Raw genomic sequence first — 21,173 nt, 5'->3', positions numbered from 1 at the left:
ACCGAAGAGCCGGCATGCGATTAGTGGCGCACCTCGATGTGCCGGCAAAGCCGCACGCGGGCGGGCTGTGGCGCGCATCAGGGCCCAGGCGCCTGCGACGGCCGGTCTTGCGGCCCAGCGCGGCTACGAGAGCGGCCCGCAGGGCTGCGGATCGAGCCGTGCGTACGTGATCATGCTCGCGGGCGCTGTTTGAACGCAGCGCCCGTAGGGCGCGGAGTGAGTTCGCCCGCGGGGCCGCATGACCGGCCGTCGCAGGGGATTCGGTAGGGCCGTAAGCGGCCCGACGAACGCCGTGCCAGCGCGCCACAGCCCGCCCGCGTGCGGCTTTGCCCGCGAGGTCGAGGCGAGCCGACGCTCGGTGTTACCGATTCTTGAACGCCGGCTTGCGCTTCGCCAGGAAAGCGTCCATGCCCTCCTTCTGGTCCTCGGTGCCGTAGAGCGAATGGAAGACCCGGCGCTCGAACATCACGCCGTCCGACAACCCGCCCTCGAACGAGCGGTTCACCGCTTCCTTGGCGGCCATCACCGCCAGGCCCGGCATTTCGCAGATGGAAAGTGCCGCCGCCAGCGCTTCGTCCATCAACTTGTCGATCGGTACCACGCGGCTCACCAGCCCGGCGCGCTCGGCTTCGGCGGCGTCCATCATCCGGCCGGTCAGCACCATCTCCATGGCCTTGGACTTGCCGATGGCGCGCGGCAGGCGCTGCGTGCCGCCGGCGCCGGGGATGATGCCGATCTTGATCTCGGGCTGGCCGAACTTCGCGTTCTCGGCGGCGATCATGAAGTCGCACATCATCGCCAGCTCGCAGCCGCCGCCCAGGGCGAAGCCGCTCACCGCGGCGATCACGGGCTTGCGCACCGACCGGATGGTCTCCCAGTTGCGGGTGATGAAGTCCTTGCCATAGACATCGGCATAGGTGTACTTCGCCATCGCGGCGATGTCTGCGCCGGCCGCAAAGGCTTTCTCGCTGCCCGTGACGATCATGCAGCCGATCGCGGGGTCGGCGTCGAAGGCCTTCAGCGCGGTCCCGAGTTCGTCCATCAACTGATCGTTGAGCGCGTTCAATTGCTTGGGGCGGTTCAGCGTCACGATGCCGACCTTGCCGGCTTCGGTGCGCACTTCGATCGTTTCGTAAGTCATGCGTTTTCTCCAGGCGATGGCTGCCACTATACCGAGCAAATTTTTCGCCGACCGCTCGGTCGAAAATGCTAAAGTCCAGGCCAAGGAGACGCCATGAACGAGGAAACCCCCGTCCTTTTCGAGCAGCGCGGCGCCGTCGCGCTCGTCACGCTGAACCGGCCCCAGGCACTGAACAGCTTCACTGGCCCGATGCATGACGCGCTCTGGCAGGCGTTCGATCGCATCAACGCTGACAAAGCCATCCGCGCCCTCGTGATCACCGGCGCCGGCCGCGGCTTCTGCGCCGGGGCGGACCTGGCGGAGTTCGACTTCGCGCCCGGGCCCGACATGGTGCGCCGCGCCGACCCGGGCCCCGTCATCGACAAGCGGTTCAACCCCACGGTGCGCAAGCTGATGGACTTGCGCGTGCCCACCATCGCTGCCGTCAACGGCGTCGCGGCCGGGGCGGGAGCTTCGCTGGCCATGACATGCGACCTCGCCGTGGCGGCGTCCGGCGCCAGTTTCATCCAGGCCTTCAGCAAGATCGGCCTGATCCCGGACGCGGGCGGCACCTGGTTCCTGATCAAGAAGCTGGGCCTGGCGCGCGCCATGGGCTGCGCGATGCTCGCGGAAAAGCTGAGCGCCAGGGATGCGAAGGAGTGGGGAATGATCTGGGACGTGGCGCCGGAGGGCGAGGACTGCGTGGCGGCAGCCATGAAGCTTGCCGAGCGCCTCGCCACGATGCCCACCCAGGCCCTGGTGCAGACGCGCAAGCTGCTGCGCGCCGCCGCGTCGAACGACCTCGACACTCAGCTGGACCTGGAGCGCGACACGCAGTCGGGCCTCGGCAAGACGCACGACTACATCGAAGGCGTCTCCGCCTTCCTGCAGAAGCGCCCGGCGCAATTCAAGGGCGAGTGATGGCGGCGAACGACCTGGCCGCGCGGGTGGGCGCGGCGATGTGGGCCGAAGACATCGCGTCCAAGGACACCATGGGGATGCAGCTCGTCGCCTGCGAGCCGGGCCGCGCCGTCCTTCGCATGGAGGTGAAGGAGCTGCACCTGAATGGCCACCGCATCTGCCACGGCGGCTTCATCTTCACGCTGGCGGATTCGACTTTTGCGTTCGCCTGCAACAGCCACAACAAGGTGACGGTGGCGGCGGGCTGCAGCATCGAATTCCTGAAGCCCGGACAGTTGGGCGACGTGCTCACTTGCGAAGGGGTCGAGCAGACCTTGTCGGGCCGGCACGGCATCTACGACATGAAGGTGACCAACCAGCGGCGGGAGGTCGTCGCACTGTTCCGCGGCAAGAGCACCAGCATCCAGGGCACGGTGATTCCGGAGGAGACATGAACGCCAGGACCTTCCCTCTCGAACCCATCGAGAAGGCGAGCATCGACGAGCTGCGCGCGCTGCAACTGAAGCGCCTGCAGTCCACGCTGCGCCATGCGTATTCGAACTCGCCGGCCTACCGCAAGAAGTACGACGCCGCCGGCGTGCATCCGGACGACCTGCGCTCGCTGGCCGACCTGCGCAAGTTCCCGTTCACCACGAAGCTGGACCTGCGCGACAACTATCCGTTCGGGATGTTCGCCGTCCCGCGCGAGCAGTGCGTGCGCATCCACGCGTCCAGCGGCACCACCGGCAAGCCCACCGTGGTCGGCTACACGCAGAACGACATCGACACCTGGGCGCACGTGATGGCGCGCAGCATCCGCGCCGCCGGCGCGCGGCCGGGCGACATGGTGCACGTGAGTTACGGCTACGGCCTGTTCACCGGCGGCCTCGGCGCGCACTACGGCGCCGAGCGCCTGGGCCTCACCGTCGTTCCCTTCGGTGGCGGCCAGACCGAACGCCAGGTGCAACTGATCCACGACTTCAGGCCCGACATCATCATGGTGACGCCCAGCTACATGCTGGCCATCGCCGACGAGTTCGACCGGCAGGGGCTGGACGCGCGCGCATCCAGCCTGCGCCTGGGGATCTTCGGTGCCGAGCCCTGGACCAATGACATGCGGCTCGCGATCCAGCAGCGCATGGGGATCGAGGCGGTCGACATCTACGGCCTGTCGGAAGTCATGGGGCCCGGTGTCGCCAACGAATGCGTGGAGACGAAGGACGGCCCGACGATCTGGGAGGACCATTTCTATCCCGAGATCGTGAATCCGGAAACCGGCGAACCGGTCGCCGACGGCGAACTCGGTGAATTGGTCTTCACCAGCCTCACCAAGGAGGCGCTGCCCATCATCCGCTATCGCACCCGCGACCTCACGCGCCTGCTGCCGGGGACGGCCCGCACGATGCGCCGCATGGAGAAGATCACCGGCCGCAGCGACGACATGATGATCGTGCGTGGCGTCAACGTCTTCCCGACGCAGATCGAGGAGCTGATCCTGCGGCAGGCCGAGCTCGCGCCACATTACCAGTGCATCCTCACGCGTGAAGGGCCGCTGGACGCGCTCACGGTCGCCGTCGAAGCGAGCCAGGGCGTGGCGCACGAGAGCAGTGAAGCGCGCGGGGCCGCGGACCGGCTTGCCCACGACATCAAGGCTTACATCGGCACGAGCGCGCGCATCGAGTTGCGGCCTTCGGGCGGGATCGAACGCAGCATGGGCAAGGCCAGGCGGGTCGTGGATCAGCGGCGCGCGCCGGGCGCGTAACGCGCGAAGAGCGCGAAGAGCGCGAAGAGCAGCGCCGTCCCGGCGGCCGGCGGCAGCACCAGGTAGCTGCCGCGGTGCGGACCCCATTGCCACGAGAGATACCAGTCGGGCGCGCGCTGCAGGTGGAACTGGCCGTTCAGCCAGCCGCCCGCTGGTACCACCGTGCCAGGGGCCGGCGAGAGCACCACCCATCCGGCGGCGAACCCGAGCATGAGCACGGCGGCCAGGATCGCCGCAGTGAACCACTCCACCCGCGTGAGCTTCGCCATGGGCGCGCCCTTGGCGCGAGGCACGCCGTAGTACAGCATCACGCCCGCGGCCCCCGCGAGAAGGTTGACCAGGAAGTCGTTGAAGTCGAGGTAGTGCCCGTAACCGGCGGCGATCCACAAGTACTGCATCAGCTCGTCGACCATGCCGAGCGCCGTGGTCCAGAAGAGGACGCGCGCACCGGCGCCCCGGCTGCCATCCGGGTCCAGCGCGCGGGCCAGCAGCAAGGCGAGCAGCGCGTACTGCGGGTAGTGCGCGTACTCGTTCATGGAATAGGTGAGGAAACGATCGGTGAGTGCCACGCAAGCCAACCAGGTGGCCCAGTAGGGCAGGGCCGTGCGCATGGTTCCCGGATTTCTGGCCGCGCGGCGCATCAGCCAGGTGACCAGCAGCACCGTGCCCAGCACGACCAGGGCGGGCACGGCGTGCCGAAAAGACCAGGTCCCCCAGCTGGCCGTGCGATTGCGGACCAGCCAGATCGAAAACTCCAGGTGCCCCAAGCTGGTCGCGAGGAAATAGGCGCCCGCGGCGGGCCACGCCCACCGGCCCCACTCCGTCGCCCGCGGGTGTCCGGCCGCCGGCGCGTTCATCTCTGTTCGATGCGGTCGACCAGCAGGTCGACCTGCGCCTGCTCGCCCATGCTGACGCGGATGCGCACCGGCAGGTACTGCAGGCTGGGCGCGAACCACATCTCCGCGGTGATGTTGCCGCGCGGGTTGGCGATCGGCCGCGGCTTGAGGTGGAAGGCTTCGACGGCACCCAGGTTCGGCGTCTGGAGGATCTCCCGCTCGACAACGTCATAGGTCCAGCGGTCGACCGCACCCGGCCGCGCCAGCCACAAGCTCACGCTGCGGCCCACCTCCAGGGTCTCGCGCCCGGTGGCGAAGCGATGCGCGAGCTCGACAAACTGGCTCGCCGTGTCCTGCACCCCCGCCGGCCGAGGCACGCTGCGGCCGTTCTCCAGCTCCAGCGCCGTTTCGCCGAACCTGGCGGCGCGCCGCTTGCGGGAGGTCACCTCCTCGTAGGCGCGCGGCATCAAGCCCCCGGGTGTCACGTCGCCCTGGCTGGTCATGACCAGCGTCGCCAGCAGGGTGACGTCGATGTCGACGCGGACCTGGTAGAGGCTGCCCTCGCGCTGCCATTGCACCCGGGCATCGCCGTAGAGGTCACCGCTGCGGTAACGCCCGCCCAACCGGTACGACAGGCGGGTGTCGCGCGGCCAGTCGTCGAGGGAGGGAGGCGCGGGCGCCGCCGCTTCGGGCGTAGCCGCCGCCACGGTTTCGGCGGGCGCTGGCCCGGGTCCTGCGGTGACCGGTGACGCCTCGGCTTCCGGCGCGGCCGCCGCTGGCGCCATGGATGCTGCCGCATCGTCGGGAGGCGCCTTGGGCTGCGATGCCGCGGGGCGTGGCTTCACCGTGCGCGCCGTCGCCCGGGTCGGAGACCCCGCGGCAGGTGGCGCCGGTGCGGGAGGGACGGTCACTACGACCGCCGGTTCCGCCGGTTGCAGCAGACGGGTGTACAGCGGCGGCGCCATGGTCTGCAACACGGTGGGCGGCGCGAGATGCCGCGCCAGCTGGTCGAGCGCCAGCGCGTGCACGCCCAGCACCAGCACCGGCAGCAGCAGCCGCCAACGCGTACGGATCAGTCCTGGGGAGCCAGCCACGCCTGCGCCCGCGCGGCCTCGCGCATGACCAGCCGCCACGTCGTCACACCCGCCGGCAGCTGCAGGTCGAGCCGCAGGATGCGGCGGTCGCGCGCCACCAGCGCCGTCACCTTGCGCTGGCTGCCGGCATAGAGCAGGAGGTCGTCCAGCTTGGCCAGGCGCCATGCCTTGCCGCCGGCCTCCACGCCCAACCACTCGTCGCCCGCGGCCAGGCCGGCTTGCTCGGCGGCGCCGCCCCGCAGCACCGTCTTCACGACGATGCCCTGGCTTTCGCTGCACCGCAGGCCGAGCCGCTGCTGCAGCTGCGCGGGTTCCTCGAGCACGGCGACGCCCTGCTTCTCCAGCAGCTCCTTCAGCGGCAGTTCGCGCGTGCCATGGACCCATGCAGCCAGTTCGCGCGTGAAGGCGCGTCCGCCCAGGTCCTTCAGGACGGCGGCGAAGTCCGCCTCCGCCATCGGGCCGCCCTTGCAGCGCACCCACAGGGCGCGCATCACGTCGTCCAGCGTGGCGTGGCCCTCGGCGCGCAAGGTGAGGTCGAAGCAGAGCGCGACCAGGGCGCCCTTGGTGTAGTAGCTCACCGTCGCGTTCGGCGTGTTCTCGTCCTGCCGGTAGTACTTGACCCACGCGTCGAAGCTCGCCTGCGCCACCGACTGCACCTCGCGGCCCGGCGCCTGCAGCACCTGGTTGGCGGTCTTGGTCAGCAGCTTGAGATAGGTGGCATCGTCGATCAGGCCGCAGCGGCGCAGCAGCAGGTCGTCGTAGTAGCTGGTGAAGCCTTCGAAGAACCACAGCAGCTGCGTGTAGTTCTCCTGCGAATACTCGTAGTGCGCGAACTCCGCCGGCCGCAGCCGCTTCACGTTCCAGGTGTGGAAGTACTCGTGGCTGACGAGGCCCAGCAGCGTCGTGTAGCCGTCTCCCAGGCGGCTTTCGCCGACGCGCGGCAGGTCGCGCCGCGAGGCGATGAGCGCCGTGGAGTTGCGGTGCTCGAGGCCGCCGTAGCCGTCGTCCACCGCGTTGATCATGAAGAGGTAGTTCTTGTGCGGGGGGCGCTTCCTGTCGTGCCAGAAGCGGATCTGCGCCTCGCAGATCTTCTGCATGTCATTGACCAGCCGCTGATGGTCGAAGCCATCGGCGGCGCCGGCGACCACCACGCGGTGTGGCACGCCGCCCGCCTTGAACCCGGCGCTGAAGAAGGGGCCCATCTCCACCGGGCAATCGGCCAGTTCGTCATAGTCCTGGGCGAGGTAGCTGCCGAAGCCGCGCTTGCCCACTTTGAGGGGCGCCAAGCCGGTGGCGGCCTCCCATTGGGGAAAGTCGCGTGGGGCGACCAGCTCCAGTTCGTGGGCCTCTTTCTCCTGCCCGTGCACTTTCAGGCACAGGCTGGTGCCGTTGAAGAAGCCGCGCTGCGCGTCGAGCCACGCGGTGCGCACCGAGTTGTCGAACGCATAGACCTCATAGCTCAGGACCAGCGGGCGGGAAGGCACGCATTCCACGCGCCAGCCAGCCTTGTCCAGCTGGTGCACGGCCACCGCCTTGCCATCCTGCCGCGCGCCGAGCTTCTGCAGGTGCCGCGCGAATTCGCGCAGGAGGTAGCTGCCGGGGATCCACGCGGGCAGAGAGACGTCCTGCGCGGCCTCCGGCTGCGCGATCGTCAGGGTGACGCGGAAGAGGTGCGCGAAGGCGTCGGCGGCTTCGACCCGGTAGTGGATGGCCGCGGGTCCGGAGGCGCTCACTTGGCGGCCAGCAGCTTCTCGACCTCGGCCGCGGGGATCATGCCCGGCACGCGGGTGCCGTTGGCGAAGAACAGGGTGGGCGTGCCGCTGATGTTGTACTTGCGGGCGAAGTCGATGTTGCGCGCCAGCGCCGTCACGTCGCAGCCGGACTCGGCCCGCGGCGCGGCCTGGTCACGGGTCATCCAGTCCATCCAGGCCTTGCCCTTGTCGCGGGCGCACCAGATGTTGCGCGACTTGTCGGCCGAGTCGGCGCCCAGGATGGGCAGCAGGAACATGTGGACCGTCACGTTGTCCACCTTCTGCAGGTCGCGCTCGAACTTCTTGCAGTAGCCGCAATTGGGATCCTCGAAGACGGCGAGCTTGCGCTTCCCGTTGCCGCGGACGATGGTGAAAGCATCCTTGATGGGGAGTGCATCGAAATCGATGGCGAGCAGCTTGTCCAGCCGCTCCTCCGTCAGGTTCTTCTTCTGCCGGGTGTCCAGCATCTGGCCATTGAGCACATAGTTGCCCTCGGCGTCCGTGTAGAACAGCTCCGTGCCCACCCGGACTTCATACATCCCGTTCATCGGCGTGCGGGTGATCTCGTCGATCTTGCCCAGGTTGGGGACGCGCTCGGCCAGGTTCTTGCGGAGCATCGCGTCCACCGAAGCGGGCGCTGGTCCCGAGCTCGCCTGGGCGACCGTGGGCTGGCCGCGCAAGGCGGGCACGGCGGCGAGCGCGGCCAGCGCCACCAGGGTCGCCGCCAGGGCGCTTCGAATCGGTTTCATGTTCTTCTTCCAGTCCACGTCAATCCCGGCGCCGCCCGGCCCATCGCCTGGCGTACCGCCCAATGTTTCAAGGGGCCGCTGCGGTCGAAACCGCGCATGCCCCAGTTGCGCAGCAAGGCCCAGGCCTCGGCCGGCTGCGCGAAAACCTGCTGCAGGCCGTCCGTGGCCCAGCCCATCGCCAGCACATCCGCCTTCCGTGCCCGTTCGTAGCGCCGCAGCAGCCTGGCATCGCCCAGGCCACGCCAGTACTCGCGCGCATGCAGCACATCCGCGAGTTGCCGGGCGTCCGCCAGGCCCAGGTTGAGGCCCTGACCGGCCAACGGGTGCACGTTGTGCGCAGCGTCGCCCGCGAGGGCCCAGCCGGGACCGCACCAGCGGTCGGCCTGCGCGCGCTGCAGGGGCCAGGCAGCGCGCTCGCTGATGAGCGTCATCCGGCCCAGCGCCCCACCGCTGGCTGCTTGCAGCCTTCCTTCGAATTCGGCGGCCGGCATCGCCAGCAACTCGTCGGCCCGCGCCTCCTGGACAGACCACACCAGGGCGGCCGAGTTCCCCTGGGGGCCGCCCAGCGGCAGCAAAGCCAGCACGTCGCCGTCGGAAAACCACTGGCGGGCCACCTGGCCGTGGCCGTTCTCGCACTGGAGGCGCGCCGCGATGGCGCGCTGGGGATATGAAGTGACGTCGAACTGCACGCCGAACTCGGCCCGGGTGGCGGCGGCCCGGCCTTCGCAGACGATGGTCAGCGCGGCCGCTTGCGGTGCCTGCAGCGGCTCCACCTGCGGCTGGAAGCGCACCGCCTCGGCCAGGCGCGCGAGCAACGGCTCCACCTCCACGATCCAGGCCAGCGCCGGCACGCCCTCGTCCGCGGCGTTGAAACGCACCTGGCCGCCGTCGTCGCCCTGCACGGCCATGCCCAGCACGGGGGTGGCGTGCGCCTCGTCCGGCCAGGCCCGCAGGCGCTGCAGCAGTTCCGCGGAAGCGGTGTTCAGCGCATAGGCGCGCACGTCGCTCTGCGAGCCGGTGCGCCCGTCCGGCTGCTCGACCAGGCCGACGCGCAGGCGGTCGCGGGCCAGCAGCAGGGCGAGCGTGCGCCCCACGATGCCCGCGCCACGGATGCAAACGTCGAGAGGAGCGCCCATAGGAGGCGGATTGTAGGAGGCGGGCACAATCACGGCTGGCCCGCTCCCAATCGCCCTTCATCCCCATGAGCAACGACACCGCCGCCGCCGCGCCAGACGTTCACGCCCGGATCGCGCGCCTTTTCGTCTACCCGGTCAAGTCCTGCGCCGGCGTGGAGCTGTCCGAGGCGGTCCTGGCCGAAACCGGCTTCGACCTGGACCGCGCCTGGATGGTGGTCGACGAGGCGGGCGAATTCGTCTCGCAACGCGAGCTGCCGCGCATGGCGCTGATCCGGCCGCAGCTCAAGCACCTGGACGTGGTGCTGCGCGCGCCCGACATGCTGGCGCTGCACCTGTCCATCGACACCGTCGAAGAGCCGGTGCGGGTGCGGATCTGGGACGACGAGGTCCAGGCCTTCGACATGGGCGGGACGGCGGCGCAGTGGTTCACCGACTTCCTGGGCCGCAAGCTCCGCCTGGTGCGCTTCGACCCCGACCACCGCCGGCTGTCGAACCCGGCGTGGACGGGCGGCGCGGAGGCGTTGAACCAGTTCAGCGACGGCTATCCCATCCTCGTGGCCAGCACGGCTTCGCTGGACCTCCTGAACGACAAGCTGGTGGCGAAAGGCAGCGCGCCGGTGGGCATGGAGCGCTTCCGGCCCAACATCGTGCTCGAAGGCGTCGAGGCCCACGACGAGGACCGGGTGGGGACCCTGAGCATCGCCACCGAGACTGGGGAAGTGCGGCTGCGCGCCGTGAAGCCATGCGCGCGCTGCCCCATTCCCAATGTCGACCCCGCCACGGCGGAGATCGACCCGGTGGTCAGTGACACGCTGCAGGGTTACCGCCGCAACGAGATCCTGGGCGGCGCCATCAGCTTCGGCATGAACCTCATCGTCGAGCAGGGCGTGGATGCCACGCTGCGCGTGGGCCAGACGGTGACCGCCGATTGGGCGTTCGACTGAGGGCGCCGGCTATTTGACTGCCGCGAGCGGGGGCTTGCCGCGCGCCGGCTGCTCGTCTTCAGCGGACAGCAGCGACGAATCGGTCGCCAGCGGTGACGGATGGGTGTTCTCCGGGGCGATGAACCGGATCGGCCGGCGCGTGCGCGGCGACATGCTCGCCATCAGGGAAACCAGCCCGTCGACCAGTTCATGCGCGTCCATCGGCCGCTCGTCCAGCAGCACGGCGGCGATGTGGAACTGCAGCGTCACGTCCGGCTTCAGGCCCGACAGCGGCATCAGGCCCGCCGCGATCAGCCGGGCCGCGCGGTCCGTCACCGAGGTGCGGGAGGAGACGCCCTCCAGGATCACCCCGAAGCGCGCCTCGCCGATGCGGCTGACCGTGTCGACGTCGCGCAGCAGCCGCCGCAGCTTGATCACGCTGCGCAGCAGGCTCTGCTCCGCCACCGCCGAGCCGTAGTAGTCCTTGATCCGCGAGTGGTTCACCAGGTCGATGAACACGATGGCGGCGCTGTCCTGGTCCCGCTTGTGGCGCGCCACCACCTGCCGCAGCCGGTCATTGAACAGGTGCGGCGCCAGCAGGCCGGTCAGCGCGTCCTGCGTCGAGAGCGCCTGCTCGCGGATCTGGGCGCCGTGCCGCTCCCGCGAGCGGATCGAAAGCGCCACCAGCAGCATCGGCACTTCGATCGCCATCGCGACCACCACGGCGTATTGCGTCCCGAAGGACACCGGCAACCAGCCGAACAGCCGCACGATGCTGGCCGCAACCGACAGCGTGAGCGGCACGTACGCGGCAAAGACCCAGAGCCCGACGACGTCCCCGCGGCGCCAGGCGGCCAGCGCCACGGCGACGACGATCAGGATGGACGCGACCATGTAGCCGCTCAGCAGCATCAAGCCCGGCATCTTGGGCAGGAAAGGCGGGGTCACCGCCAGCAGCAGGCCGGCCACCCCGAGGCCGAAGATGAGCCGGTCCAGCCAATGGAAGCGCGCCGGGATCCCGACCAGGTTGTGCACGAACAGCAGTGCCGAGGCGCCGGCCAGGAAGGCGAGCATGGATTGTGGCGAGTCGCCCAGGATGCCGAAGCCGGGCCACAGCAGGTGGGCGGTGACGCCGGTGTAGGCCGCGACCGCGAGTGCCGTGACGAGGGCATAGAGGGCATACCACGCATAGACGCTGTCGCGGTACACCCAGCTCTGGGCCAGGCAGGCCAGGATCAATAGCAACAGGGCGCCGAAGGTGCAGCCCAGTCCCAGGTATTCGAGCTGGATGCGCTGGTTGTGCGCGAACCCGGTGGTCAGGCGGACCGGGAAATTGGCCGAGGTCACGTGGCGGATGCGCACGAAGACGTCGAACGCCTGGCCGTGCGGCAGCTCGAGTCGGAAGTACGGGTGGCGGCCGGCCTCGGGCCAGCGCTCGACCGCCATGGTGTCGCCCGCGGTCTCGCCGCGCCAGCGTGTGCCTTCGGCCTGGTAGACGGTGACCCGGTCCAGCACCGGCATCGGGAATTCGATCAGCCAGTCCTGCCGCTCGTTGATGCCGCGCACGAGGCGATAGCGCAGCCAGAGCGCGGCCGCCGGGCCCAGCGAGTGGATGGTGCCCGGCTGGGCGGGCTGGAAGCGCGCGAGGCCGTCCCGGCTGGCCACCTGCTCGATGGTGGCGTCGCCCCGGGTGTCGATCCAGACCTCGGCGAGGTCTTCCACGTCGATGGCCTGCTGCGCGTCACGCAGGACCAGGGTTTCGATCTTCGGCGTTCCGGCCGGGGTGGGTGCAGCGCGCGCACCCGGGGCCGCCAGGCCCAGCAGGAGCGCCCCAGCCAGCAGCCAGCCCGGCACCGTGATGCATCGCATACACTTTCGGGCTTCATTTGCGAGAACTGACATGAGTTTGAAGTGCGGGATCGTGGGGCTGCCCAATGTTGGCAAATCCACCTTGTTCAACGCCTTGACCAAGGCGGGAATCGCCGCCGAAAACTATCCTTTCTGCACGATCGAGCCCAACGTCGGCGTGGTCGAACTGCCCGACCCGCGCCTCGCCGCGCTGGCCGCCATCGTCAAGCCTGAACGCATCGTGCCAGCCATTGTCGAGTTTGTCGACATCGCCGGGCTGGTCGCGGGCGCGAGCAAGGGCGAGGGGCTGGGCAACCAGTTCCTGGCGCACATCCGCGAGACCGACGCCACGCTGAACGTGGTGCGCTGCTTCGACGACGAGAACGTCATCCACGTCGCCGGCAAGGTGGACCCGATCTCGGACATCGAGGTGATCCAGACCGAGCTGTGCCTGGCCGACATGGGCACCGTCGAAAAGGCGCTGCACCGCCACAACAAGACGGCCCGCTCGGGCGACAAGGAAGCCGCCAAGCTGGTGGCCATCCTCGAGAAGTGCCAGGCGGCCCTGAACGAGGGCAAGCCGGTCCGCACCATCGCCTTCAGCAAGGAAGAACTGCCGCTGCTGCAGCCGCTGTGCCTGATCACCGCCAAGCCGGCGATGTTCGTCGGCAACGTGGACGAGAAGGGCTTCGACAACAACCCGTACCTCGACCGCCTGCGCGAATACGCGGCTGCGCAGAACGCGCCGGTGGTGGCCATCTGCGCCAAGATGGAAGCCGAGATGGCCGACATGAGCGACGAGGACAAGCAGATGTTCCTGGCCGAGATCGGCCAGGACGAGCCTGGGCTGAACCGGCTGATCCGTGCGGCCTTCAAGCTGCTCGGACTGCAGACGTACTTCACCGCCGGCGTGAAGGAAGTGCGCGCCTGGACCATCCATGTCGGAGACACCGGCCCGCAGGCCGCCGGCGTGATCCATACCGACTTCGAAAAGGGCTACATCCGCGCCCAGACCATCGCGTTCGACGACTACATCGCTTTCAAGGGCGAGCAGGGCGCCAAGGACGCGGGCAAGATGCGCAGCGAAGGCAAGGACTACGTCGTGAAGGATGGCGACGTGATGAACTTCCTTTTCAGCAGCTAGCCGAGTTCACAGCTTTCCGCGTCCCGCGCGGCGCATGATGCTTCCACGCCCCGGCTTCGGCCGCGGCGCTTCACCTGGGAGTGTTGCATGGCCATTTCAATGCGATCCGCGCGCCTTCGGCGCAAGTTGCTCCGGTGCTGGGAAGTCGGCTTGTCCGCCGCGCTGTTGCTCGCGGCCGCCGGCATTGCCGCCCAGCCGGCCTCTCCGGAGCAGTCGGCGGAAGCACCGGGGGCGAATGTTCAGTGCGGAAAAGCCCAGAGCAGCGCCGCCGTCATGACCAGGTAACGCAGGAACTTGCCGATCAGCATGTAGCCCACGCAGGGCCAGAACGACATGCGCAGCCAACCGGCCACCGCGCACAGCGGGTCGCCGACCAGCGGCAGCCAGGCGAGCAGGCAGGCCTTGGGGCCGAGCTTCTCCAGCACGGCCAGCGCCTTCACGTGCGAGCGCGACTTGCTGTACTTGTCATGCACCTCGTGGGCGCCGTAGCCGATCCAGAAGTCGAGCATCCCACCCAGGGTGTTGCCCGCGGTGGCGACGAACACTGCGCTCCAGAAGATGTCGGGGTTGAGTTTGAGCAGGCCGAACAGCGCCGGCTCCGACCCGATCGGCAACAGCGTCGCCGAAATGAAGGCCGCGACGAACAGCGTGGACAGTCCGTACTGGGGCAGCGCCAGCAGGGCCAGCATCGAGTTCATCCACTCTTCCATCCGGGCGCATGTTAAGCCAGTCAAGTGCCGCGGACCTGTAGGCGCATACGCAGTTTTTCGTTTCAAGCGCTGAAATCGGCCGGGCCTACAATCGTGCCTCTTTTTTCGGCAATGCCCCAGACACCCCCGCATGAACATCGGCCCGCACTCCCTCGCGAACAACGTGTTCGCGGCGCCGATGGCGGGAGTCACCGACCGCCCGTTCCGCCAGTTGTGCCGCGCCTTCGGCGCGGGCTACGCGGTGAGCGAGATGGTCACCTCGCGCCGCGAGCTGTGGGCGAGCCTGAAGACCTCGCGCCGGGCCGACCACACCGGCGAGCCCGGGCCGGTGGCCGTGCAGATCGCCGGCACCGACGCCGCGATGATGGCCGAAGCCGCGGCGTACAACGTCGAGCGCGGCGCGCAGATCATCGACATCAACATGGGTTGCCCGGCCAAGAAGGTGTGCAACAAGTGGGCGGGGTCCGCGCTGATGCAGGACGAGCCGCTGGCCATCGCCATCGCGCAGGCCGTCGTCCGGGCGTGCGAGCCGCACGGCGTGCCCGTGACCTTGAAGATGCGCACCGGGTGGTCCAGCGAGCATCGCAATGCCGTGGTGCTGGCGCGTGCTTTCGCTGACAGTGGCATCGCGATGCTCACGGTGCACGGCCGCACGCGCGAGCAGGGCTACCGCGGTGAAGCCGAATACGAAACCGTTGCGGCCGTGAAGGACGCGGTCGGTGTTCCGGTCGTGGCCAACGGTGACATCAACACACCTGAGCGCGCGCGGGACGTCCTGCGCGCCACCGGCGCCGATGCAGTGATGATCGGCCGGGCGGCGCAGGGGCGGCCGTGGATCTTCCGGGAGGTGACGCACTTCCTGGCCACCGGCACGCACCTGGCGCCGCCGCTGGTGGCGGAAGTCCGGCGCGCGTTGCTGGCGCACCTGGAGGACCACTACGCGCTGTATGGCGAGTACACGGGTGTGCGCAGCGCCCGCAAGCACATCGGCTGGTACGTGAAGCACCTGCCGGGCGGCGCGGAGTTCCGCGACCGCATGAACCTGGTCGAAGACAGCCGCGCGCAGCACGAGGGTGTGGCCGCCTTCTTCGACGAACTCGCGGGGCACACCGATCGCATGCCGGCGGTCAACGTGCCTGCAGCGCCCGAACACGCGGAACAGGAATGAGCAAGAAGCACATCGAGGAGTGCGTGCGCTCCAGCCTGGAGGGGTACTTCCGGGACCTGCGCGGGACCGAGCCCGACGGCATGTACGAAATGCTGGTGAAGGCGGTCGAGAAGCCGCTGCTCGAGGTGGTGATGGCGAAAGCCGAGAACAACCAGTCGCGCGCGGCGGAATGGCTGGGCCTGAACCGCAACACGCTGCGCAAGAAGCTGATCGAGCACAAGCTCCTCAAATAACCCCTCAGAAATGCAAGCACTCCTCTCCGTTTCCGACAAGGCCGGCATCGTCGACCTGGCCCAGGCCCTGCACGCGCTCGGCGTCCGCCTCATCTCCACCGGCGGCACGGCCAAATTGCTCGCCGAGCAGGGCCTGCCAGTGACGGAAGTGGCGGAGGTCACCGGGTTCCCGGAGATGCTGGACGGCCGCGTGAAGACGCTGCACCCCAAGGTGCACGGCGGGCTGCTGGCGCGGCGCGACGTCCCGGAACACGTGGCGGCGCTCAAGCAGCACGGCATCGACACCATCGACATCCTCGTCGTGAATCTCTATCCGTTCGAGCAGACGGTGGGCCAGGCGGGCTGCACGCTGGAGGACGCCATCGAGAACATCGACATCGGCGGGCCGGCGATGGTCCGCAGCGCGGCGAAGAACTGGAAGGACGTCGCGGTGCTGACCGACGCGAGCCAGTACGGGCAGGTGCTGGCCGAGTTGCGCGCCGACGGCAAGATTGCCGAGAAGACCCGCTTCGCATTGGCGGTTGCTGCCTTCAACCGCATCAGCAACTACGACGCCGCGATCAGCGACTATCTCTCCAGCCTGCAACCCGAGGGCGGCCGCACGTTGTTCCCCGGTCAGGCCAACGGCCGCTTCGTCAAGTTGCAGGACCTGCGTTATGGCGAGAACCCGCATCAGCAGGCGGCGTTCTATCGCGACCTGCATCCGGCGCCCGGCTCGCTGGTGATGGCGCAGCAGCTCCAGGGCAAGGAGCTGTCGTACAACAACATCGCCGATGCCGACGCGGCGTGGGAATGCGTGAAAAGCTTCGACGCACCCGCCTGTGTGATCGTCAAGCACGCGAACCCCTGCGGCGTGGCGGTCGGCAAGGGCGCTTTGGAGGCCTACGGCAAGGCGTTCCAGACCGACCCCACCTCCGCCTTCGGCGGCATCATCGCCTTCAACCGGACGGTGGACGAAGCCGCGGCGCAATCCGTCGCGAAGCAGTTCGTCGAGGTGCTGATGGCGCCGGAGTTCACGCCGGAGGCGCTGGCCATCTTCCAGGCCAAGGCGAACGTGCGCGTGCTGAAGATCGCCTTGCCGCCGGGCGGGCCGACCGACTGGGACCAGGGCCGCAACGCGATGGACGTGAAGCGCGTGGGCTCGGGCCTGCTGATGCAGACTGCAGACAACCGCGAACTTGCGCTGGCCGACCTCAAGGTCGTGACGAAGAAGCAACCGACCCCGGACGAATTGCAGGACCTGCTGTTCGCCTGGAAGGTGGCGAAGTACGTCAAGTCGAACGCCATCGTCTTCTGCAAGGGCGGCATGACCATGGGCGTGGGGGCGGGCCAGATGAGCCGGCTCGATTCCGCCCGCATCGCGAGCATCAAGGCGGAACACGCCAAGTTGTCGCTGCAGGGCACGGTGGTCGCGAGCGACGCGTTCTTCCCCTTCCGCGACGGCCTCGACGTCGTGGTCGATGCCGGCGCCACCTGCGTCATCCAGCCCGGCGGCAGCATGCGCGATGCGGAAGTGATCGCCGCCGCCGACGAGCGCGGCGTGGCCATGGTGTTTTCAGGCGTGCGGCACTTCCGGCACTGAAGCCGCGGGCCGCTCAGCGCCGGGCGCGCAGCGCTTCCAGCGCCTGCCGCACGGCCGTCCGCGCCATGGGGGCGAACACCTCCGCGAAATCGCTGGGGACACCGAGCGATTCGCTCTCCGTCAGGCCATGTTCCAGGCGGAATCGTGTCTTGCAGGCGCGCGCGCGCTCTTGCGCCGCACCCATCGCGTCCAGGTCGGTGATCGGCAAGGCGCGCACGCCGGGACGCCCTGCCATGGCCAGCTTCAAGCGGGCCGCATGCAATTCGATCGCCTCGGACAGGACGAGCGCAGGCTCGATGAAGAGGGTGTCCACATCCGGCCCGCCAGTCAGGAAGTTGCGCCCGCGGGTCAGGGAGGTGATCAGCATGTGGCCGTCGTCGAGTTCCGACTCGAGGTCGACCAGCGGCTTGCCGCCGGCGCCGGAAACCAATGCCAGCAAAGTTCGGCAAGGCGCGCACCAGACCGACGACACCGTCTGGCTGCCGAACAAGGCACGATAGGCGGGCCACTCGACCCAGCCCAAGTCGCTCCATTGCAAGGCGGCCAGCGCCTCACGCGGCTCGCGCAGGACCGCCTCCCAGTCCCGCTCGAACGCCGCTGGGGCGATTGCCAGCGGCTGAAGCGGCGTGAACGAGATGCTGCCCACCACGCTGGCGGCCACCTGTTGCGCCATGGCCTGCATCTGGGCCTGTTGCGCGGCGTCGGGCCCGTCGACAGGTTGCGTCGCCCGCATGGCGTCGACGCTCGCCTGCAATTCGTCAGCATGCTGGCGCATCGACAGCTCCCAGTCCGCGGCGAACTCGCGCCGCGCCTCGCTCGCGTCCTCCGGGAGTGCCAGGGGCTCGCCGAATCTCGACACGGCATCGGCCAAGCCCTCGACCAGCGCGTTCGCAAGCGCACGGCGGCCGCCGGCGCAAAGCGCCGCCTGATCGCGCATTTCCGCGTACAGGTCTTCCGCCTGCGCATCGTTCCCGATCTCGGCGGCGCGCTTGGCCGCATCGGCGGCCTCCGCATAGGCTCGTGCCGCCGAGGCGAAATCACACCGGGCTTCGAGCAGCCGCGCCCGGCGCACGAGCAGCTCGGTGTCGCCCGCGTCGCGTTGCAGCAGGTCCGCGAGCGCCGCCAGGGCGCGCTCCTGCATGAACGGATCCCAGAGGGTGCCGCCCACGTCGACGAGGAAGCCCATGGGGAGTGGCGCGTTCTCGGGGTCGAACTCCACCGGCACCTGGTTGGCCAGCTCGGCCCAGGCGAGCGCCAGCACGCGCGCCAGCGCAGCGTCGGCGGGGTGCGCGGCAACGGCTTCGAGCGAGAGCGTGAGGCGCAGCCAGGGCGCATAGATGTTCGCCTGCTCCCAGCGCGCAAACACGTGGGCGCAGAAAGCGGCGTCGGCCTGATGTTCGCGCAGCAGCTGGGCAAGCCATCCGAGCGCCTCCTGCTGCAGCAATTCCTGGGGGGAACCCGTCGGCGGCTCGGCGGAGCGGACCGTGAGGCTCAGTTCCAACCCGCTCTCCTCGTCGCCCGCCGGGTCGTTCTCCGCGTCCAGGTCGTCGTCTTCGCCATCCGGCACCAGCAGGAACGCCCAGCGATGCTGCAGCAGCGCGAGGTCCAGCCGGGCTTGGCGGTCGGCCGGGTCGAGCCGGCGCAACGCCAGCAGGTCCTCATGCCGGCTCGCATGCATGAAGGTGGCCTCGGCCATCCGCACGCGCAGGCGCCTCAGCTCGGGCGCGTCCGGCTCCGCCTCGACCGCTGCGGTCAGCTCATCCCACACCGGCTCAAGATCGACTTCATCCGCGCCCGCGGCCGTTTCGAGCGCGGCTTCCCATTCGGCCAGCTTCTTCAGGTCCATTCGGTCCTCCTCGCCGGCAGTGTAGGAGCGGAGGCCGGCCGGGGGCTGTGATGCGCGTCACAAGGCCGGCCAGGTGCCGATCAGGCGAGGGTCCGGAACACCTCGCGCGCCGCCGCGACGGTCTGCGCGATGTCGTCTTCCGAATGCGCGGAACTGACGAAGCCCGCTTCATACAGTGCCGGCGCGATGTAGATCCCGCGATCCAGCAGGCCGTGAAACAGCCGGCCGAACTTCGCAGCATCGGATTTCATCACTTCACCGTAGTTCGCCGGCAACTGCGGCAACAAGAAAAATCCGAACATGCCGCCCTGATGATCCGCGGCGAAAGGCACCCCTTCGGCCTCCGCGGCGCCGCGCAGCCCCTCGACGAGTGTGCGGGTGCGGGCCTCCAGCATGGGAAAAAATCGCGGATCGGAGATTTGTTGCAAAGTCGCGAGGCCGCACGCCGTGGCCACCGGATTGCCCGACAAAGTCCCCGCCTGGTACACCGGCCCCAGGGGCGCCAGATGCTCCATCAGCGCGCGGGGCCCGCCGAACGCGGCAAGCGGCATGCCGCCGCCGATCACCTTGCCAAGCACCGTGAGGTCGGGACGGAACCCGGGAATATTCCTTGCATACAGCGCCTGCGCGCTGCCGAGCGCGACGCGGAAACCGGTCATCACTTCGTCGAAGACCAGCAGCGCACCGTGATTCGTGCACAGTTCGCGCAATTTCTTCATGAAGGGCACGGAGGCCCGGACGAAGTTCATGTTGCCCGCGATGGGCTCGATGATCACGCACGCGAGTTCATTGCCGTAGCGGGTGAATGCTTCTTCGAGCTGCGCGACGTTGTTGTATTCGAGGACCAGCGTGTGCTGCACCACCTCGGGCGGAACGCCGGCGCTGGTGGGGTGCCCGAAGGTGGCCAGGCCCGAGCCGGCCTTCACGAGCAGCGCATCCGCATGGCCGTGATAGCAGCCCTCGAACTTGATGAGGCGGCTGCGCCCGGTGGCGCCGCGCGCCAGGCGGATGGCGCTCATGGCGGCCTCGGTGCCGGAACTCACCAGGCGCACCATCTCGACGGCCGGCAGGTGCTTCACGATCTCCTCGGCGAGCTCCACCTCGCGCTCGGTCGGCGCGCCGAACGAGAAGCCGTCGCGCACCGCCTTCTGCACCGCTTCGACGACGGCCGGATGGCCGTGGCCCAGGATCATGGGCCCCCACGAACCGATGTAATCGATGTGGCGCGCACCGTTCGCGTCCCAGAAGTACGCGCCCTCGGCGCGCTGCACGAAGCGAGGCGTGCCGCCGACGGCGCGGAAGGCACGGACCGGGGAATTGACGCCGCCGGGAATGAGCGCGCGGGCGCGCTCGAAGAGTTGTTGGTTCCGGTCCATCGTCAATGTTTGGTGTCGTGCGCCGGCAGGTCGAACGCTTGTTGTGTCTCGGCAGGTGTCGCCACGGTCTCGTCCTCGCCTTCGTCGCCCTCGGGCTGGGCCCAGAACAGGCGGTCGGGGATGACGTGGCCCATGCCGGGGCGGAAGCCGCCGTCGAGGCAGCGGTCCAGGTAGGCGAGGGCTTCGCCCGACGCGGCCGCGAGGTCGGTACCGCCCGCGAGCAATGCGGCCAGTGCCGCGGAAAGCGTATCGCCGGCGCCGGAAAACACGGCGTCGAAGCGTTCGAACTTCTCGCTGGCCAGCACCGACTGCGGCGTCGCGAGCACGTTGTCGACGAACTGGTCCGGCAGCGGCACGCCGGTCACCAGCGTGTAGGGCACGCCCATCTCGGCGGCTGCTTTCGCGATGTCCCGCGCGGTGGGGCTGCGCTCGTTGTTCCACTCGGGAAGCAGCCAGCGCCAGAGCGTACTGTGGTTTCCTACCAACACGGTCGTCTGCGGCAGCATGAGCTCGCGGAAGGCATCTTCGTAGAGGTCGGTCGGGCCTTCTTCCCACCACGAAAGCGGCGGCATGTACGACACGACGGGCACGTCCGGATAGTCCGCCGCGATCTCGGCGATGGTGCTGATCGTTTCGGGGCTGCCGACAAAACCGACCTTGATGACCTGCACCGGAACGTCTTCGAGGATGGTGCGCGCCTGCTCGGCGACGGCCTCTTCGTCGAAGGCGAAATGGTCGAACACTTCGGCGGTGTCGCGCGCATAGGCGCCGGTGACCACGGGCAGTGGATGCGCACCCACCGATGCGATCGCGGTGACGTCCGCGGCGAGCCCGCCGGCACCGCTCGGATCACATGCGTTGAAGACCATCACGCAGGCCGGTCCATCTTCTTCCACACCCGGCTTGACAACGGAGGGCTGCATGTTATTGGGGTTTGTCATAGCCCTGGATCTTCCGCGCGTTGGCACGCTGTGCGTTGGGTCGCAAAGGGCCTC

General features: G+C 68.7%; 19 protein-coding genes. 8 read left to right on the top strand and 11 right to left on the bottom strand.

Going from position 1 to position 21,173, the window contains the following annotated elements; all coding sequences use genetic code 11:
* Positions 1 to 361 precede the first annotated feature (361 nt).
* The gene (locus tag FN976_RS15845; RefSeq protein WP_145894004.1) at positions 362 to 1,141 is read right to left on the bottom strand and encodes an enoyl-CoA hydratase; all 780 of its coding nucleotides are present in this window, start codon (positions 1,139 to 1,141) and stop codon (positions 362 to 364) included.
* A 93-nt stretch (positions 1,142 to 1,234) separates the two neighbouring features.
* Between FN976_RS15845 and FN976_RS15840 the strand changes: the two genes are divergently transcribed.
* From FN976_RS15840 to paaK, 3 genes are read left to right on the top strand one after another with little or no spacing between them, the layout of a single operon-like run.
* Positions 1,235 to 2,041: an enoyl-CoA hydratase-related protein gene (locus FN976_RS15840; RefSeq protein ID WP_145894003.1), complete on the top strand. Its 807-nt coding sequence runs from the start codon at positions 1,235 to 1,237 to the stop codon at positions 2,039 to 2,041.
* Entirely contained in the window at positions 2,041 to 2,475 is a 435-nt protein-coding gene (gene paaI, locus FN976_RS15835) for a hydroxyphenylacetyl-CoA thioesterase PaaI (protein ID WP_145894002.1), read from the top strand. Before FN976_RS15840 ends, paaI begins: the two co-directional genes overlap by 1 nt.
* Positions 2,472 to 3,782, top strand: coding sequence for a phenylacetate--CoA ligase PaaK (gene paaK, locus FN976_RS15830; protein ID WP_145894001.1), 1,311 nt, complete (start codon positions 2,472 to 2,474; stop codon positions 3,780 to 3,782). Before paaI ends, paaK begins: the two co-directional genes overlap by 4 nt.
* Here paaK and FN976_RS15825 read toward each other — a convergent pair.
* The 5 genes from FN976_RS15825 to FN976_RS15805 are packed head-to-tail and all read right to left on the bottom strand — an operon-like array spanning position 3,758 to position 9,348.
* Complete coding sequence (locus FN976_RS15825) at positions 3,758 to 4,639, bottom strand: VanZ family protein (RefSeq protein WP_145894000.1); 882 nt, start codon at positions 4,637 to 4,639, stop codon at positions 3,758 to 3,760. The two genes, paaK and FN976_RS15825, sit on opposite strands and share 25 nt — an antisense overlap.
* On the bottom strand, positions 4,636 to 5,712 hold the full coding sequence (locus tag FN976_RS15820; RefSeq protein ID WP_145893999.1) for a DUF3108 domain-containing protein: 1,077 nt from the start codon (positions 5,710 to 5,712) through the stop codon (positions 4,636 to 4,638). The genes FN976_RS15825 and FN976_RS15820 overlap by 4 nt, the downstream gene beginning before the upstream one ends.
* Entirely contained in the window at positions 5,691 to 7,445 is a 1,755-nt protein-coding gene (locus FN976_RS15815; RefSeq protein WP_145893998.1) for a M61 family metallopeptidase, read from the bottom strand. Before FN976_RS15815 ends, FN976_RS15820 begins: the two co-directional genes overlap by 22 nt.
* Positions 7,442 to 8,212, bottom strand: a complete 771-nt coding sequence (locus FN976_RS15810) for a DsbC family protein (RefSeq protein WP_145893997.1) — start codon at positions 8,210 to 8,212, stop codon at positions 7,442 to 7,444. Before FN976_RS15810 ends, FN976_RS15815 begins: the two co-directional genes overlap by 4 nt.
* Positions 8,209 to 9,348 carry an FAD-dependent monooxygenase gene (locus tag FN976_RS15805; protein WP_145893996.1) on the bottom strand — a complete coding sequence of 380 codons (1,140 nt, stop codon included), beginning with the start codon at positions 9,346 to 9,348 and terminating at the stop codon, positions 8,209 to 8,211. The genes FN976_RS15810 and FN976_RS15805 overlap by 4 nt, the downstream gene beginning before the upstream one ends.
* A 65-nt stretch (positions 9,349 to 9,413) precedes the next feature.
* On the opposite strand from FN976_RS15805, the gene FN976_RS15800 reads away from it, so the two are divergent.
* Entirely contained in the window at positions 9,414 to 10,292 is an 879-nt protein-coding gene (locus FN976_RS15800) for an MOSC domain-containing protein (protein WP_145893995.1), read from the top strand.
* Between the two features lie 9 nt (positions 10,293 to 10,301).
* Here the strand turns inward: FN976_RS15800 and FN976_RS15795 are convergent, their stop codons facing one another.
* Positions 10,302 to 12,140: a sensor domain-containing diguanylate cyclase gene (locus FN976_RS15795; protein ID WP_186510921.1), complete on the bottom strand. Its 1,839-nt coding sequence runs from the start codon at positions 12,138 to 12,140 to the stop codon at positions 10,302 to 10,304.
* Between the two features lie 31 nt (positions 12,141 to 12,171).
* On the opposite strand from FN976_RS15795, the gene ychF reads away from it, so the two are divergent.
* Positions 12,172 to 13,263 carry a redox-regulated ATPase YchF gene (ychF, locus tag FN976_RS15790; RefSeq protein ID WP_145893993.1) on the top strand — a complete coding sequence of 364 codons (1,092 nt, stop codon included), beginning with the start codon at positions 12,172 to 12,174 and terminating at the stop codon, positions 13,261 to 13,263.
* A 239-nt stretch (positions 13,264 to 13,502) separates the two neighbouring features.
* Here the strand turns inward: ychF and FN976_RS15785 are convergent, their stop codons facing one another.
* A complete protein-coding gene (locus FN976_RS15785; protein WP_145893992.1) occupies positions 13,503 to 13,973 on the bottom strand; it encodes a YqaA family protein in 471 nt (156 codons plus the stop codon).
* A 130-nt stretch (positions 13,974 to 14,103) separates the two neighbouring features.
* Here FN976_RS15785 and dusB point away from each other — a divergent pair, with 130 nt between their 5' ends.
* The 3 genes from dusB to purH are packed head-to-tail and all read left to right on the top strand — an operon-like array spanning position 14,104 to position 16,956.
* Positions 14,104 to 15,141, top strand: coding sequence for a tRNA dihydrouridine synthase DusB (gene dusB, locus FN976_RS15780; RefSeq protein ID WP_145893991.1), 1,038 nt, complete (start codon positions 14,104 to 14,106; stop codon positions 15,139 to 15,141).
* Positions 15,138 to 15,374 carry a Fis family transcriptional regulator gene (locus tag FN976_RS15775; RefSeq protein WP_145893990.1) on the top strand — a complete coding sequence of 79 codons (237 nt, stop codon included), beginning with the start codon at positions 15,138 to 15,140 and terminating at the stop codon, positions 15,372 to 15,374. The genes dusB and FN976_RS15775 overlap by 4 nt, the downstream gene beginning before the upstream one ends.
* Positions 15,375 to 15,384: 10 nt before the next feature.
* Entirely contained in the window at positions 15,385 to 16,956 is a 1,572-nt protein-coding gene (gene purH, locus FN976_RS15770) for a bifunctional phosphoribosylaminoimidazolecarboxamide formyltransferase/IMP cyclohydrolase (protein ID WP_145893989.1), read from the top strand.
* 13 nt (positions 16,957 to 16,969) lie between these two features.
* On the opposite strand, the gene FN976_RS15765 is transcribed toward purH, so the two are convergent.
* The 3 genes from FN976_RS15765 to thiD form a co-directional block, all read right to left on the bottom strand.
* Positions 16,970 to 18,802, bottom strand: a complete 1,833-nt coding sequence (locus FN976_RS15765) for a hypothetical protein (RefSeq protein WP_145893988.1) — start codon at positions 18,800 to 18,802, stop codon at positions 16,970 to 16,972.
* An 80-nt stretch (positions 18,803 to 18,882) separates the two neighbouring features.
* Entirely contained in the window at positions 18,883 to 20,178 is a 1,296-nt protein-coding gene (hemL, locus tag FN976_RS15760; RefSeq protein WP_145893987.1) for a glutamate-1-semialdehyde 2,1-aminomutase, read from the bottom strand.
* 2 nt (positions 20,179 to 20,180) lie between these two features.
* Complete coding sequence (gene thiD, locus FN976_RS15755; protein ID WP_145893986.1) at positions 20,181 to 21,119, bottom strand: bifunctional hydroxymethylpyrimidine kinase/phosphomethylpyrimidine kinase; 939 nt, start codon at positions 21,117 to 21,119, stop codon at positions 20,181 to 20,183.
* Positions 21,120 to 21,173 lie beyond the last annotated feature (54 nt).

Origin of the sequence: Caenimonas sedimenti, assembly GCF_007833165.1 — a bacterium.
GTDB classification, from domain to species: domain Bacteria; phylum Pseudomonadota; class Gammaproteobacteria; order Burkholderiales; family Burkholderiaceae_C; genus Ramlibacter; species Ramlibacter sedimenti.
The sequence above is the reverse complement of the archived record's forward strand: the minus strand, read 5'-3'. Positions and strand labels throughout refer to the sequence as shown.